This is a genomic window from Lacticaseibacillus parakribbianus (assembly GCF_025490915.1).
GTDB classification, from domain to species: Bacteria; Bacillota; Bacilli; order Lactobacillales; family Lactobacillaceae; genus Lacticaseibacillus; species Lacticaseibacillus parakribbianus.
The window spans coordinates 14718-31085 of record NZ_JANQBA010000003.1; the positions used below are offsets into that span (position 1 = coordinate 14718).

At 60.6% G+C, this 16368-nt stretch carries 11 protein-coding genes and 1 pseudogene; 4 read left to right on the forward strand and 8 right to left on the reverse strand.

The annotated features are described in order from the left end of the window. Window positions 1-131: 131 nt before the first annotated feature. The 5 genes from NUH19_RS03530 to NUH19_RS03550 form a co-directional block, all read right to left on the reverse strand. Complete coding sequence (locus tag NUH19_RS03530; protein ID WP_262315170.1) at window positions 132-893, reverse strand: class A sortase; 762 nt, start codon at window positions 891-893, stop codon at window positions 132-134. After that, window positions 886-1443: a DUF4352 domain-containing protein gene (locus NUH19_RS03535; RefSeq protein ID WP_262315171.1), complete on the reverse strand. Its 558-nt coding sequence runs from the start codon at window positions 1441-1443 to the stop codon at window positions 886-888. Before NUH19_RS03535 ends, NUH19_RS03530 begins: the two co-directional genes overlap by 8 nt. Window positions 1444-1513: 70 nt before the next feature. Further along, window positions 1514-1927 carry a hypothetical protein gene (locus NUH19_RS03540; protein ID WP_262315172.1) on the reverse strand — a complete coding sequence of 138 codons (414 nt, stop codon included), beginning with the start codon at window positions 1925-1927 and terminating at the stop codon, window positions 1514-1516. Beyond that, window positions 1905-2960, reverse strand: coding sequence for a WxLIP family cell surface protein (locus NUH19_RS03545; protein WP_262315173.1), 1056 nt, complete (start codon window positions 2958-2960; stop codon window positions 1905-1907). The genes NUH19_RS03540 and NUH19_RS03545 overlap by 23 nt, the downstream gene beginning before the upstream one ends. A gap of 74 nt (window positions 2961-3034) precedes the next feature. Further along, window positions 3035-3847 (reverse strand): WxL domain-containing protein, encoded by an 813-nt coding sequence (locus NUH19_RS03550; protein WP_262315174.1) that lies wholly within the window; start codon window positions 3845-3847, stop codon window positions 3035-3037. An 879-nt stretch (window positions 3848-4726) separates the two neighbouring features. Between NUH19_RS03550 and NUH19_RS03555 the strand changes: the two genes are divergently transcribed. Further along, the gene (locus NUH19_RS03555) at window positions 4727-5833 is read left to right on the forward strand and encodes an SLC13 family permease (protein WP_262315175.1); all 1107 of its coding nucleotides are present in this window, start codon (window positions 4727-4729) and stop codon (window positions 5831-5833) included. A gap of 214 nt (window positions 5834-6047) precedes the next feature. Here the strand turns inward: NUH19_RS03555 and NUH19_RS03560 are convergent, their stop codons facing one another. Further along, window positions 6048-6851: a LysR family transcriptional regulator gene (locus NUH19_RS03560; RefSeq protein WP_262315176.1), complete on the reverse strand. Its 804-nt coding sequence runs from the start codon at window positions 6849-6851 to the stop codon at window positions 6048-6050. Window positions 6852-6960: 109 nt separating this feature from the next. Here NUH19_RS03560 and NUH19_RS13165 point away from each other — a divergent pair. After that, a pseudogene (locus NUH19_RS13165) lies at window positions 6961-7668 on the forward strand (YeiH family protein); the annotation flags it as partial. A 135-nt stretch (window positions 7669-7803) separates the two neighbouring features. After that, a complete protein-coding gene (locus NUH19_RS13170) occupies window positions 7804-8295 on the forward strand; it encodes a putative sulfate exporter family transporter (protein ID WP_420844667.1) in 492 nt (163 codons plus the stop codon). Between the two features lie 754 nt (window positions 8296-9049). Here NUH19_RS13170 and NUH19_RS03570 read toward each other — a convergent pair. Beyond that, on the reverse strand, window positions 9050-14593 hold the full coding sequence (locus tag NUH19_RS03570; protein WP_262315178.1) for a S8 family serine peptidase: 5544 nt from the start codon (window positions 14591-14593) through the stop codon (window positions 9050-9052). A 243-nt stretch (window positions 14594-14836) separates the two neighbouring features. Here NUH19_RS03570 and NUH19_RS03575 point away from each other — a divergent pair, with 243 nt between their 5' ends. After that, entirely contained in the window at window positions 14837-15748 is a 912-nt protein-coding gene (locus NUH19_RS03575) for a peptidylprolyl isomerase (protein ID WP_262315179.1), read from the forward strand. A gap of 119 nt (window positions 15749-15867) precedes the next feature. Here NUH19_RS03575 and NUH19_RS03580 read toward each other — a convergent pair whose 3' ends face one another. Next, entirely contained in the window at window positions 15868-16266 is a 399-nt protein-coding gene (locus NUH19_RS03580) for a YxeA family protein (protein ID WP_262315180.1), read from the reverse strand. Between the last annotated feature and the right edge of the window lie 102 nt (window positions 16267-16368).

Sequence of the window (16368 nt, forward strand, 5' to 3'; positions counted from 1 at the left end):
GTCGGGGCAGTTGGCCAGTGTCGGCGGCCAGAGCCGTTGGTCGGGGCAGTCGGTCAGTGTCGGCGGCCAGGACCGTGACGCGGTGGCCGGGCTCACCCGCTGCGCGGCCCTGACCAATCGGCAACCACCGCTCAATCATTTTTCGCAATCGCTTTTTGCAGCGACTGCGGGGCCTTGGCGACCGTGGTCTCGCCAATCAGCCGGGCCTGGATGACCAGGCGGCCGGTGCCGTCGTCGTCGCAGGTAACCAGCGTCAGTTCCGGCTGCTTGGTCGGATTCAGCACCCCGACCTGAGTGGCGCGAATGTAGGTTCTCGCGTAGATCTGGTAGGCGTAAACGCGGGTCATGTCGGTGACGAAGACCTGAGTGCCGACGCGGGTACGGACCAGCGGCCCGAACAGCAGGGCCTCGTCGGTGTGAACGTGGTGGCCGGCCAGCGCGTAGTTGCTGTGGCCCATCACCTGATTGGCGGTGAGCGTTCCGGCGGCGAAGGCCAGCACGTTGTCGCCAACGCCCAGGGCAATCGGCAGGTTCATCCCGACATCCGGCACCACCAGCTTGCCGACGGCGGCCACGGCGTGTTGCGCCAAAGCCGCCTGGCTCAGGCCGGCCAGAGACAGCGGCTTGACGCGGGCAAAATCATAGCTCGGCGTCGTAGTCGTCGCCCGGCGCTTGGCCTGGGTCACAGTGGCGGTAGTGACCGCCACACGGTTGCGGCGGATCAGCGCCGCGGTCAGCTGGTCCTGAAACACATACGCGGCCAGGGCCAACCCCGCGGTTAGCAGCAGCACCGAGGCCAGGGCCTGAACCCACCAGCGGCGCCGTGGCCTCCGCGAGCTAGTCGGCGGCAGGGCCGCACGTTCGGGGCCGGATTGGTTGCGCTTCTTACTCATCGGCCGTCACCGCCTTCAGCTGCCAGGGCCGCAGGATGCGGTCTTGATGGCCGTTGATCATCACGGTCACCGGCAAGTTCAAGCTCTCCAGCCGATACGCGGCGATGACCTTGACCGCCTCGCCGGCCTTGAGCTTGATGCCGGCATTCTCGGCGTAATTCCGCGCGAGCATGCTGAGCTGACCGGTCGCCAGCGTCGTGGTCGCCAACACCCCGGTCAGGCCCGTCTGAGTCTGCTGGAGAAAGCTCACGGTGCTGTCCAGCACGTAGGACGGCAGCGCGGCCGCACCGCCGCGGTTGCGCAGGTGGTAGGACACCACCAGCGCCGGGCGGTTCAGGAAGTCGCGGCCGGTGCGGTAGCGCAGACCGGATAGCGCCAGCTGTGGCTCACTGGCCGCGGCCGATTTGGTCGTGGTCCGGCCGACCGCGACGTGCTGCGGCCGAATGGCCCGGGCCGCATAGGCGGTGAAGCCCAGCCGTGCCAAGGCGACGACGGCCAGCACCACCACCGCGGCGGCGAGTATCCGATTGATCCAGCGCCAGGCTCGCATCTGCGGCCCCTCCCTCCTGTTATGGCCAAAAGAAGCGCCAAGACCTTGGCAGCCCGGCGCTTCTTCAGTTTCATTCAGCTAATGTTGCGTCGCGGCGCAGCGTCCAGCCGGCCAGGCCGAGACCGGACAGCGCCAAGTCAATGATTGCCGCGGCCGGTAGCGTCACGCTGCCGGTTTGCGGCAGCCGCGTCTGCGTTGTCGCAGCCGTGGTCTTGGTCGCCGTCTGGGCGGTTTTGACCTTGGTCTTCTCGGCTTTAGTCGTGACCACCACGGTCGGCTCGGCCTTTTTGCCCGAGTTGCCGCTGGTCGTGCCACCGCCGCCGGTCAGCGGTAGGGTCGGATCCCGCGGGTTCAGGGCTTTGCCGGTGAATGTGACCGAGGCCTGACTCGTCTGATTATCATCAGCGGAGACAACGGTCGTCACAACGGAAGCCATCGCGAATAGCGCTACGAGCAGAATTTTAACTTGCAGGTGTCTCCTCATGCTTGTCCTCCTTCTTTCTCCGTTTTAGGAGCAGGATGATGAGCACGATCAAGAGCAGAAGAATCAGAAGTAGAATCAGGTAGACCCACCACGGAATGTGCATTTCCGCCAGCGTGTACTGAGCGGCTTGAATCGCCGAGACGTGGAAGTTCTTGGTGAACGTCCAGGTCCGGGCACTAAAGAACTGCTTGTCCGTGGAACGGTAGGTCAAGTGCAGTGTGTAATCACCGGGGGCGATAGCGCCGGTCCAAGGGACTTTGACTGTCCAGTGAGAATTCGGAGCCGCCGAGGCCTTGTTGACCTGAAGCGACTTCAACGTTCGGTTCTGCCCCTGCTTCGTCACATGGGCCTTGATTGTCCCGTTCAGAAGCAGACTGGCCCGGTAATTCTGCAGAGTGGCATTCACACTGGTCTGCGAATCCGCACGTCCCGCTGAAACACCTTTCAACCGGAGATCCGGTTTTTGACTTGTCCCATTGCTCAGCTGAATCGCCATCACGTAGGCGTATTGGTTGCTGATACCCTTCTTGGCACTGGTCGTTGTGACCGGTTGAACGTGAAGTCCTCCCAGAATGACACCCTTAAATGCTTTTTTGGGCATTGTCAGCGGCATATGGTACAGCGCCGTGGTGCGAGCAGGAATCGTGAGATTACGATAAGCCTTGGGAATCTGAATCAGCGTCGGTAGTGGGTAGGTTAGTGTCGCATCGTAGTCCGTGGACGTCTTCGTGTAGTCGGCCTGCGAGCTACTGTTGGTGGTGGCCGCCGTTGCGTCCACTCGCACCTTCAGCGGCTTGCTACCAGTATTGGCTAGCTTAACCTGCAGCTCAGTTGACTGTCCCGGCTTCATCTTGAGGTCGAAGAAGCCGGCGTTGGTGCCAACGGAATACTTGTTGGCGACCGGTATAACTGATAAGGGAACCGACTTAACGCCGCCAGTCCCATCTGCTGCATGTACCGCGCTAGTCGTGGTAAGCCCCACGCCTAAGATTGCCGCGAACACAGCAACCTTTCCGCTCCATTTCTTGATCATGTCCCCATCCCCGTCGTCGATAATTACCTCATTTCAGGCAAATATAGTCTACCATATTAACCGTCTTGATGTGCTTAGTTGTTAGCTGTGTGGGTTGGCGTAGCGGTCAGCGTCCAGGTTACCGTTGCGGTCGAGTTACCGATCGTCTGTGCAGAGGTCGGCACGTTCAGGGTCACATTCTTAGTGTTCCAAACCTGCTGCAAAATCCCGTTTTCGTCACCGCTGGCGTAGCTCACAGCATCACCGCCGGCGCTCAGCACGATGTTGTCACTCAGTGTTGCGCTCGTTGGCGCAATCCAAGCCGCACCATCGTCGGAAAGCTTCTGGTTAACCCCAGACTTCATCACGATGCTGGCACCCTTCAGCGACTCAGCGCCGGTGTCAGTCGTGAAACCACTGAGCTGAGCGCTCAAGTTCCAGTTAACCGGAGTAGAAGTCTTGGTCCCATCAACCGTCGTCACTTCAGCCGGCAGCAAGTTGGTCACCTGGGTGTAAACCACACGTTCCGTGCCGTCGTTGACATCGGTAGTTGCCGGGCCGGCAGGAGAAATCCCACGATCGTTATCAGTGGAAGCCAGCAGGTTGATCACCGTGTTGGTGGCCGAGGCCTCCTGCGTCCCGAAGTTCAGACTGGTCGGAATCGCATCCAGCGTCAGCGCACCGGTTTCGTTCGTTGGTGTTTCGGTCTCGCCTTCACCAGGCTTGCCCGGGTTCAGCGGGCCGGTGGTGGAGTTACGGGTGAAGGTCACGTAAGCGTGACCCGTTTCAACGGCCGGCGTTGTTTGTGGATCAACTGTGTCAGCGGAAACGCTGTTGGCCGCCATGACACCGGTCAAGGCCAGGGTGGAGAACAGGGCAAGTGCGGTAAGTTTAACGTTCTTCTTCATAAGGAAATCCCTCCATGTTTGTGTATGTGAACCGGTTGGCGGCTCTGCAACATCTTTTCTACACTCTTAATTCTAGCGGCTGAACACCCCCAAAAAAATTCACATTTGAATAATCCGGTTTACGGGATTTGAAATTTTAAAAATAAATATCTGAATATTAACTATTAGTACTTTCGGCGGTCTCTGCCCATCAGTGATCCGTTGAGACGGAGTTGGCGGTGACCATTTATATAGAAATAAACTTGTCACCCCCGCTTCCCATAGTCTGGCGAAAGAAACCGCCTATCACCTGAACTATCGTGGTGGCAGCGGTGGCTCCGCAGCCCGAATCCCGGTGTGACGCAATCGCGCCGGTTGCCGAAACCCCTTATCACGTCCGAAGCTTTACACCTTTAACTTTCGCCACCGCGAGCTCACGCGCTTTGGGTGAAGGCCGTGAATCGCTGCCGCTGGCCGAATGCTGGGCAAAGACACGCCGGGCCGATCGCCGCACCGTGGCAATCCCCGGACACCGAATTTGCCGCCGGCCTCTGCCATCGACGACCGGTTGAGCTAGCACATTCGGCCCGGTCCGGTCAACGCCGCCGCCTTCGCTCGCCCGAATAATCCTGTTGCTGTTTACGAATAAACGACATTGTAACAGGTTATTACGTGTTTTTTACACATCACCGCTTTTTGTAGAATACGGTTTCATAATTTTCATTTCAGAGACGAATGCCGAATTGACGGGATTTATTCGGCGTTTCTTACCCTCTTTTTTGACATTTTTGCGATTGTTAGGCTGGCATGAGATTTACATAGCTTTTACACAAAAGCCGTTGTCAGCGCAACAGAATAAGCGCAAAATGGTACTGTTGAGTCATTTTGGAGAGTGTGAATATGACCGTAATCAGAAACATCGCAAGGGACCGGGTGCTCCAGATCACCGCGGCACTTGCCGTGATCAGCCTGTTCTTTGCCAAGCCGAAGCTCGCGGACATCAATTTCTCGACGTTATGGTCGATCCTGGCCATGATGACGATTATTCAGATCTTCGAGCACCTACATATCCTTGACTACTTCGCCTACCGCCTCACCACCAAGGCCGAAAACACACGCCAGCTGACCTGGCTGTTTTTGGGTCTGGCCGTCGTCGCCGGGATGTTTCTCACCAACGACGTCACGGTGATCACGCTGGTGCCGCTGTACCTGCGCATCGCCAAGAAGTACGAGCTGCCCGAGGTCCTGCCGGTCACGTTGATCGGCATGGCGGCGAACTTCGGTAGCGCGTTCACGCCGTTCGGGAACACGCACAACATTTTCCTCATGAACCATTATCAAATTAATGGTCTGCGCTTCTTCAGCTGGTCGATTCCGCTGCTGATTGCCAGCCTGGCCCTGCTGTTCGGCTTCAGCCTGTTCGTCAAAAAGCAGCCGATTCCGGCGGTGCCGTTCCGCGACATCCGCATCCAGGCCCGGCCGACCGTCGTCACCTGTATCGTCGCCTTGGTGATTTTCGCCGGGGTCTTCCACGTTCTGCCGTCCTGGGTCGGCGCGATTGCCGCCATCATCCTGGCCATCGCCTTGGCACCAAAAATCATGTGCGACGTCGATTACGCGATTGTCTTGACCTTCGCCGGCTTCTTCGTCATCGTGTCGGTGCTGCAGCAGATTCCTTGGGTCGTCAACCTCGTGTCCGGCCTGATGACCTCCGAGCACTCGGTATTCCTGACGTCGATCGTCTCCAGCCAGTTCATCAGCAACGTCCCGTCGACCGTCCTGATCGGCAAGTTCACCACCATGTCGGCGGCGCTGTTCCTGGGCTCCAACATCGGCGGCCTCGGCACCGTGATCGGCTCGATGAACAACCTGCTGGTTTACAAGGAATACACGAACTTCGGCAACCACCAGAATGGCAAGTTCTTCCTCGACTTCTTCGGCCTGAACATCATCGGCCTGATCGTCTTGACCGGCCTCGGCTGGCTGATTCTTGATTTCGTTTACTAGACAAAAAAGCCACGGCCCCTTGCAGCGCGATTGCTGCAAGGGGCCGTGTTTGCGTCTTGGGGCTTCAGCCGCCTGCCCTTCCGCCTGGCTAGCGGCCTACCTTCAGTCTGGACCGGCCGCCTCAGCCTAGACCGGCCTCCGTATCGGAAACGGCGGCCTTCAGCCTGGCCAGGCCACTCAGTCCGAACAGGCGCCTTCAGTCCGGCCAGGCCACTCAGTCCGAGCAAGCGGCCGCCCAGGCGGTGATGGCCGCGGCCACCGGCGCCACGGCCGAATCGCCGCTGCGGGTCAGCAGGTAGAAGTGCCGAACAAAGTCGGGCCCCAGCGGCGTGGTCGGTAGGCCTGCGGCGGCGCGGCTGGACAGCAGCGAGCGGCCGAAGCCCTGCTGGAGCAAAGCGACGATGATCGCGTTGGAGGAGACGGTCAGCTGCGGCCCCTGGGCGTTGTGCTCGGCCAAATACCGCGCGGTGTAGTAGGCGACGCCGGACTCCGGCTCCCGCACCAAAAACGGGTCGCCGGCCCCCGCCAGCACCAGCTGATCGGCCATCAAGGGGGTGCGGTCGAGGCCCGTCGTCACCAGCGGTTTTTCGATGACGCCCAGGTCGGCGTCGTGCTGCGCCACGGCGGTCTGGACCGCGTAGGAGTTGGCCATCGCCACCGAGAACCGCACCGCCGGAAACTGGGTGTAGAGGCCGGGCAAAAGCCGCGGCAAGAGGGCCGTGGCGAAGGTGTGGGAGGCGGCCAGCCGCAGGTGCCGCACCGCCGGCCCGGCGACCAGCGCCTCATGCACCTGGGCCCAGCTCGCCAGCATGTCGCTGGCCGCCTGGTAGAGCTGGGTGGCCGCCGGTGTCACGCCGAGCTGGCCGCGGCCGTTGCGGATGAACAGCGGGGTATTGAACTCCGCCTCCAGCTGCTTGATCTGCGCCGACACCGTCGGCTGGGCGATGAACAACAGGGCCGCGGCCTTGCTGAAGCTGCGGGTTTCGTACACCGTTTTGAACGTGGTCAGATTTTTCATCCGGGACTCCTTGCTATCCGTTTTTGTGATTACTGATATTATAACAATGATATCCACTGATATTAAATCCCAGGTATACTCGGTTCAAAACGCACCCGAAAGGATTCTCATGCCACGTCTCAAACAAGTCCTGCCTGGCTTCACCCTGTCCTTTGCCGTCGCCCTGGCCGCGACCGGCCTCGCCGTTTGGCTGCCGCAGCTCGGCGGCGCCACGCTCGCAATTCTTCTCGGCATCGTCTTGGGCAACACCCTCTGCCGGCACCCGCGGCTCGGTGCCGGCACCAAGCTGGCCGAAAGCCGCCTGCTCGAGTACTCGGTGGTGCTGCTCGGGCTGACCGTCACCTTCCAGACCATCGCCCACATGGGGTGGCGCGGCCTGGTGTACGTCCTCTTGATGATGACCACCGTGATCTGCGGCGCCTACCTGATCGGGCGGCGCCTGGGGTTTGGTGAAACCATGAGCCTGATGTTCGCTGGTGGCAACGCCGTGTGTGGCTCCAGCGCGATCGGCGCCATCGCCCCGGCCATCGGTGCCGACGACCGCGAGAAAGGCGAGACGATCACGCTGGTCAACCTGTTGGGCACGGTGATGATGCTGACGCTGCCGTTTTTGGGCCAGGCCGTTTTCGGTCGCCACATCCTCGCGACCAGCGCGATGCTCGGCGGCACCCTGCAGTCGGTCGGCCAGGTGGTCGCCGGCGCCAGCCTCCTCAGCCCCCAAGTCGTGTCCTACGCAATGCTGTTCAAAATCACCCGCATCATCATGCTGGTCGTGGTGGTGACGCTGTTCACGCAGAAGGTGCGGCGGTCGCAGGCGGCCGCGACGGCAGCGGCAGTCGGGGCGACACCGGCTGCCACAACGACGGTGGCAACGGCGACGGAGGCGGCCGACGATGGGGCGACCACGGTTGCCGCAACGGCCGAGGCTGCCGCAGCAATCCAGGCCGCCGCAATGACGGAGACCGCCGTGGTGACACCGGCGACCCCAGTGGCAGACGCCAGTGTCGCGACGGTCGGCGACGGGCCAGTGGCAGACGCCAGTGTCGCGACGGTCGGCGACGAACCAGTGGCAGCCGCCAGTGTCGCGACGGTCGGCGACGAACCAGCGGCGGCCGGTGCGGCCAACGCTCACGTGGCCGGCGCAACTGCCGCCACACGACCGGCGCCAGCCAAGGCCAAGCGCCGGCTGCCGGTCCCGTGGTACGTGCTGGGCTTCTTGATTCTTTGCGTCCTCAACTCCGCGGTGACGCTGCCGCCGGTTTGGGCCAGCGGGGCGCATTTTGTCTCCACCTGGTTCGAAACCACGGCGCTGGCCGCCATCGGGCTGCGCCTGAACTTCGGCAACTTCATGCGCCAGGGTCGGCGCTTCCTCGCTTACGGCCTGAGCGTCGGCGCCTTGCAAACCGTCGCGGCCCTGGCGCTGCTCAAGCTACTGGCGGTGTAACTGCCGCAGGAACTTCTCGCAACGCTCACAGATTCTTCACACGCGCCGGCTATTCTGGAACCATAGAAATAAGCCTGCCACTTACTTCTATCCCCAAACCCACTTTCTTCATATTCCAAACTCCTTACTCCTGCCCCCGCTGTGCCACCAGCCGGGGCTTTTTTTTGCGCCTTTCTTGATGACGTCAAAAAGCCGCCGCAACGATTGGGTTGCGGCGGCCGCGCCGAAGCCACCGGACGGTGTGAATCCGGTGGCCTTGGCCTAATTCGATTACGTTGCTGTCCGTTGCTTACCGTGGTGGTGCCACCACCGCGCTCGTCGGGGCCGCAGCTACCTCGCGTTGCGAGTAGGTCCCAGCTTGGTGCGAGCGGTGGGTTGGTGAAATCCTTTACCCTGGTATCTCCTCCTAAGTTGAAGGAGTTGCACTAAAACTCTTGAGTTTGAAAGCCGTGTGGCACTACACTGCGGCTTGGCATGGGTGGGGTACTAGAGGCGCTTGCGCTCCGGATCGTTCCCCTATGCGGCAGAGGTGCCAGCACTGCGGCCGCAGCGCCATCCCCGCACGTGACTGATCATTCGAGTGTAGCTTAACACCGGACCAATTAGCCGTCAAGCAATTTGGCTCGCGCTTTGTAGGTGCAAATTCTGCGGTTTTCCACGCCGTTCAAGTCCAATTGTTCACCCTCGTAACCAACCAGACCAAAAAGCACGGCCACCGCATCGCTGCGATGGTCGTGCTTTTGGTTAGTGGAGCTTACTTGGTCAGGTTCTGGAAGGCTGCCTTGACGGCCTTGGCGAAGGCGGCGAACTTAGCGCCGACCTTGGTCGTAGTGGTCTTGGTGTCGGTCGTTGCGGCCGGAGCCGTAGTGCCGGCCTTGGCTGCTGCGATGTCGGCCTTGAAGCCAACCAGTGCGTCGAACTGCGCCAGCTTGTCGGCAAGCGTCGTGGCCTTTTGGCCGGCCGCTTTCGCGTTGTCGAGGTCGCCGTAGTAGCTGCGGCCCGTCGCGGCATCCGTCGCGTTGCCGATGGCAACCGGCGTCGCCTGCTTGATGGCGGCAGTGAAGGCGTCCAGCGCGTTGTCAACGAACCCGCTCAGCTGCTTTTCGGCATCTTCTGGCGTGATCGCGCCGGAAGCGGCCTGAGCCTTCAGGTAGTCAACGTCGCCGTTGAAGGTGCGGCCCGTCGCGGTGTCCTTGGTGTTGCCCAAGTCGGCCTTGGCGAAGGCTGCCTTGACCGTGGCGATATCGCCTTGGACGTAGGCGGCGCTGATGATCTGGTTCAGCGTAGTTTCGGCGTCTTCATCGGAGATGGAGCCGGCCTTGACCTGCGCTGCCAAAGCGTCGAGGTCGCCGTAGAACGTGCGGCCCGTCGCCGGGTTCGTGGTTTCGCCGAGCGTCGCGCCGAGTGCCTTCTTGGCCGCGTCAATCGCGGTCAGGACCGGGCTTGCGGTGTCGGTGGCGCCGGTATCGGAACCAGTGTCGGTATCCGTGTCGGTGTCAGTATCGGTGTCAGTCGTCGGCGCGGTGATGCCGTTGGCGGCGCGGTAGGCTGCAACCGCCTTGATCAGGTCGGCGAGCTGCGCCTTGGCCTGGGCCGGGGTCAGCTTGCTGATCTTCAGGTCAGCGGCCAGGGCGTTGAAGTCACCGTTGAAGGTGTTGCCCGTTGCCGGGTTGATGGCCTCGCCGACGTCGCTTGCGTCCTTCTTGGCCGCCGCGATCGCGTCCAGAACGCTCTGGAGCGTGTCCGTGGTGGTCTCGGAGCCGGTGCCAGTCTCGGAACCCGTGTTGCCGGTTTCGGTGCCAGTGCCGGTGGTTGCTGGCTTGTCGTAGTAAACCGTGACCGTCTTTTCGACTTGGTTACCCGTGGAATCGGAAACCGTGACCGTGAAGACATTCTTGCCTTCCTTCAGCTTTTCAACTTCGGAGAACGACTGGCTGGTGCCAGGCGTCTTGGTGTTCCAGTTGGCGCCACCGTACGTCTGAAGTACCTGGTTGTCGTTGATGTAGACTTCGAGGTAGTCGAAGTTGTCCGTCGCGGTCCCGCTGATGGTGAAGGTGTCCTTGTCGGTGTGAATGTCGGTATCGGTGGCCTGATCCAGCGTCAGTTCTGGCGCAATGGAATCAAGGACGATGGAGACACGCTCCTGAACGGTTTCGCCGGTCAGGGTGTTGCCAAAGACAACGCTGAAGTCGTGCTTGCCCAGGGTGCCAACCGGCAGGTCAACGCTGAAGGACAGGTCGGACTTGACGTCGACGTGCTTGCCCGCGATTTCGAGGCTGGTCGTCGGGTGCTTGACGTGGCCGGTCAGGTGGTAGGTGCCGGTTGCGGCATCGTAGGCCTTGTCAGCGGTGTCCATGTAGTTGGTCCCGAACTTAATCCCGTTGTCGAAGGTGACCGCGTTGGTCAAAGGCTCTGCATCGTAACTGGAGTTGACCGTGTAATCGAAGGAGTCGGTGTTCCCGTCGGCATCGGTCAGCGTGATGGTAATCGCGTTGTCGCCGAAGGTTACCGGCAGATCGGTGTCGATATTGTGGCTGGCGTCGATTGGCAGATCGATGGCGTCTCCACCATTGATCGAAGCCGTGGCGGAAACCGTGTCTGCAGAAACGGTCCCGGCAGCCTTGACGGTCGCTTCGGAGGTCTGATCCGCCCCACCGTTAACGGTGAAGCTGCCAAGTTCAGGTGTGGTAAATGCGACGTGAGCGTTGTAGCGGCCGAGCAGCTGCGTGTGAGCGGCGTCAGCGTAGAAGTTGAAGCTCGTGTCGTAATCGGCCAGGGCGGCAATCGGCATTGCGGCCAGGAAGTCACCACTGTCGCTGTTGACGATCAGGTCTTGGGTGTTGCCATCCTTGTCGGTGTAGGTCCCGTAAACATCGCCGTCGTAAGTCCCCTGCATGACGTAGTAGACCCCGCCGGAGATGATTTGCAGTGCCTTGTTGGAGATGTTGATGGTCGACGGAATTGGGTTGGTCAAAACAAGACCAGTGCCAATTGCGCCAGGCTTTTGAACGTTCTCATTGACGTCATCTACGTAGTTCGTGGCGTTATCGGTCACGTACAGCTCAACATTGTTGCGACCGCCGGCCAACAGTTTGGCCTGCGCGTCGGTCAGCGGTACCTTAATCTGCGTGTAGCCATCGGCCGTGGTGCCGGTCACTTCGTAGGTGTCGAAGTTGATTTCGCCGTTGATGCCGACGCCGGCCTGCTTGCTGATGTCCAAACCGGAGAAGTCATCCTTGACCTCACCCGTTGCGTAGTACTGGGTCTTGCCGTCGACGTTCTCAGAGGTCAGACCGATGTTGCGCAATTCCGGTGCCACGGAGTCGATCTTGAATGGCAGATCGAGTGTCTGGCGGCTGTCTTCGGAAGCGCCGTCGCCAATCGCGGATACCCGGTAGGTGTACTGGCCATCAGGCACCTGAACGGACTTGCCAGTGGCCTGATCGATGACGGTCCCGTCCCACTTCGGCAGGCTGACCGTGAGGTAGTAACCGCCGTTTTGGTAGTAGTACGACTTGGTTTCGTTGGTCGACTCAGACAGCGTGGTGACCACGTTGCCGTCGGCGTCCAGAATCTGGAACTTCACGTCGGACGCGTTGCGGAACGTGTAGGCTTCACCCTGGACGGTGGTGTAGTCGGCATCCGGGCTGAGCGAGATTGCGACGGCGTCTTCATCGACGGTGTCGGAATCGCCGGTGGTCCCAAGAATGGCCGTGCCACTGTACAGGAAGGTCGAGGAGCCAAGCCCCAGGGCCTGTGCGGACTGGCCGTTGACCGGATCAAAAATCGGCTGGGCATCCCAGTTGCCGCGGAAGCCCATGTATGGCAGGTTCAGGGTCGTGCCGTCGGAGCCGGTGAAGCCCATGAAGCCTTCGATGTAGCGGTTTTGGCTCAGGCCTTCCGGCAGGGTCAGCGTCAGGGTCACGGTCTTGGTGCCGTTGGCCGGCACGACGATGTCGTCATTGGCGCGGATCGTCGCCCCGTAAACCTGGGTGTCGTACATCGTGCCGTCGGTCTGATCGATGGCGTCGGTGTAAACGGCGTGGGTGCCGGTGGTCGGATCCAGCGTGTAGGTCAGGTCCTTGGCCGTGCGGTTGGTGAAGGTGACGTTGAACTGGCGCTTGTTGCCACTGATGCTCTTGAGCTCAACGGCCGGGTAGCCGTTGTCGGACGCAACCGTCGACGGGTTGGTCTCGAGGCGTTCGATCGCGGCTTCGACGTCGACCATCCCGGCGCCTTGGCGACGTGGGGACTGGATTGCGTTGTCGTAGTTGTCGTCGAGGATCGGCTTGGCCGTGTTCATCTCGATGGCCTTGAACAGGCCGACCTGTTCGGCGCCGCTCATCGCCTGGTACTGGGCGAAGAATGGGTTGTCGGCGTTGGTGATCGATTCCTTCAACAGGGCCTGGGTGCCGGCGATGAACGGTGAGGACATCGAGGTCCCGGACATGTTGATGTAGCCGTTGTTGTTTTGGGTCGACCAGATGTTACCACCAGGGCCCGTGATGTCCGGCTTGAAGGACAGATCGGAGGTCGGGCCGTAAGACGTGAAGTAGGACATCTTGTCGGCGTCGTAGGCCGCGTTGTGCGACTGACGCAGGCCCAGCGTTACGCTGAGCGTGTCGTCGGTGTGGCCGTCCGTCACGAAGTCGGCCAGCTTGTTGCCCTGGGTCTGGGACAAGGAAATCGTTGGGATGCTGTCGTCGATGGACATGGAGGTCAACGGCACGTCGCCATCGGTGTTGTTGACGATGATCAAGGCACTGGCACCGGCGGCAAGCGCGTTAGCCTGCTTTTCGGTGAAGGCCAAGTCGCCACGGGCAACAACTGCCACCTTACCGGCGGCGTCGGCGGTGAACTCGTCAGGCGTCCCGAGGCCAAGCTGGCCATCGGCGTCACGCGCGATGAAGAACTTCTTGGCGTCGAAGTCCTTTTGGGTGGCGCTGGTCGACAGCTGGGTCAGCTCAGGCGTCACCACGTCGGTGTCGCCATCCTTGATGCTGACGGAGTAGCCCACGGCGTCGGTGTTTTCGGCCGCGGCGACGGTCGTCGCGTTGCGGGCAACGCCAGGGCCGCCGACCATTTCGGTGTCTTCGGTGTCGAAGTAGCCGACGTTGGAGCCGTCGGTGGCAGAGGTGCTGGAGCCGTCGTTACCGGCGGAAATGACGGCGGCGGTGCCGGCATCGATCGCGGTTTGAACCGCGGCCTGCTCCGGATCGTCGGCCATCTGGGTCCCAGAGCCGGAACCTAAGGACATGTTCAAGACGTCGGCGCCGATTTTGGCGGAGTCGTCAATCGCGGCCACAACCGTGTCGGAACCGGTCGTCGCCTCGGCGTCGGAGTTCGAGAACACCTTCATCGCCAAAAGCTGGGCTTCCGGCGCAACGCCGACAACGGAGGTCGTCGCGTCGCCAGTCGTGCCGTTGGCGCCGATGATGCCGGCGACGTGCATGCCGTGCTGTTCCTCAACGGTATCGTCTGCGATGTACTCGTTGGAGTCATCGGCGTAGTTGTACCCGTAAGGCACCTTGTCGGTCAGGAAGCGGCCGTAGCCGACGGAGCTTGCGAACGCGTTGGCGTCATCCTGGGAAATCTTAGCCTTGGATGGATCGCTCAGGCGCATGTCCTTGTGCGACGCGTCGATCCCGGTGTCGATGACGGAGACCACGGTCCCCTCGCCCTTGTACTTGTAGTTGTTCCACACGGTCGAAACGTTGGCCATGTCGTTGGACGACGAGGCGGATTCGATGGAGTAAAACTGGCGGTTGACGGTGACGGACTTGACGCCGGCAATCTTCTGAATTGCGGCGATGTCTTCGACCTTGACCTTGGTGGCAAAACCGTTGACCACGTAGCCGTAGCTCTTGGTGGCGCTTTGGCCGGTCACAGTCTTAACTGCGGCTTTGACGCCGGCCTGGGCGGCGATGACGGCCTTGGACGCCGCCTGGATTTCGGCGGTGCTGGAGTAGTTGGCGGTAACCGAGCCGTTCTCGGCGGCCGGCTTAGCGGTCAACTGCACGATCACGTCGACGTAAGCGTTTTGCTGCTGCTTGTTCGTCAGCGTGTTGAAGTTGACACCCTTGGCGGCAAGCTGATCGATGATTGCCTGGCGAATTGGGGTGGTCCCTTCCGCAACCGTGGCTGCCGTCTTAGCCGTTGTGCCCGACTTGGCGATGGTTTGCAGCTGTGCGTTGATGTCCGCCTTAACTTGCGTCTCGAGGAATGGTGAGACCGCTAATGCCCCTAAAGCCGCGGTGCTCGCCAGAAAAATCGTTAATTTGCGATTCTTAAGCTTCACAATGACCCCTCCATGCTTTTCTCAAAATTTGAAATTGCCTTGGTAGCAATATCGCCATTATAATCATAAACACAGTATTTATCATCAGATTTTAACGAAGTATTCATAAAAAGTTCTAGAGGCCCTGATTCCTGGCTATTCTCGCCGCTTACACCGGAAATTTTCAAATTCCGTTGAAATATCATTACGAATAAATTAGAATTGAAGCAGTATTTTCATTCACACGAAAACGGAGGCTTGGATATGAAGAATGGGATCACCAAAACACTGCTCCTGGCCGGCCTGGTCCTGGGGCTGACCACGGCCGCGGGGTGCAGCCAGCAAGACAGCAAGGGGCAAGACCCCGTGATTGCGACCTACAAGGGGCACAAGGTGAAGGAATCCGAGTTTTACGCGGAGCTCAAGACGATGCCCAACACCAAGACGGCGCTGGCCAACCTCCTATTGTACAAGGCGCTTGACCAAAGCTACGGCAAGCAGGTCAAGACGGCGGCCGTCACCAGCGAGTACAACTCCTACAAGGCGCAGTACGGCTCGCAGTTCGCGTCCTTTTTGAGCCAAAACAACATGACCCCCAAGCTGTTCCGTCGCACGCTGCGCCTGAACCTGCTCGGTGAGGCGGCGCTGAAGGCCGAACGCCCGATCACCAAGGCCGAGCTGAAGAAGCAATGGGCCAGCTACAAGCCAACCCTGACCGTGCAGCGCATCCAGACCACCGACAAGGCGACGGCTCAGACCGTGATCGACGCGCTGGCCGCCGGCAAGGACTTCGCCCAGCTGGCCAGCAAGTACTCCGTCGACACCGCGACCAAGGACAAGGGCGGCAAGCTGACGGTGACCAGCACCGATAAGACGCTGGATTCGACCTTCAAGGACGCGGCTTACGCGCTGAAGGTTAACGCCTACACTAAGACACCGGTCAAGACCACGGCCGGCTACGAGGTGATCAAGCTGGTCAAGAACCCGGGCAAGGGGACGCTGGCCGAGCACAAGCAGGAGCTTGAGACCACCATCTACAACTCCTGGCTCAAAAACACCACGGTGATGCGCAACGTCTTCTCCAAGGCCTTGAAGAAGGCCAACGTCAAGGTCACCGACGCGGAGCTGAAGAGTGCCTTGAACCTCTACCTGTCCAGCACCGACGATAACCAGTAAGTAAGCTCAAACCCCGGCGGCGTTTCGGTTGAAACGCCGCCGGGGTTTTGCTTTCTTCTATTATAATGTCCTTACGCTAACGGTAAGAAAAAAGCGGCCGGGTTGCCCCGGCCGCGCGTTCACAAGAGGTTATCTGAGTTTGACCCGCACGCTTTTGGGAAGTGCGGGACGTGACACCGAGTGCCAGCCCTGGACGTCTGGCCCTTGGCCTGCACCCGCAGGTAGGTGTGCGACTGTAGCGGCTGATCCGTCACGGTGATCAAAAGCCGCCGGGGCCGGCCACCGCGGTCGTAGGCGGTCAGCCGATAGTGGTAATCGCGGCCGCCATGGGCGTTGGCCGTGCGGGTCGGCGCCGCCGCGGTGCTGGCGTAGTACTCCTGGGTGGTAACCAGCGGGTTGATGGCGTCGAGCACCGCCGCCCCGGCCGTGGTCCGGTCGCGCGTCACCAAGGGCGCCGTGCAGCACAGCGTTCCCAGAATCACCAGCAGCCCAACACTATTGATCACCCACCGTCGCATGTTCTCCCCACCTCCACGCTCATTAGTGTACCAAGCGCCGGCCCTTGCGGCATGGGCCCAGAGCCCGACTTTGCTTCGGGCTTTGGTGCCGCGCCAACCGAA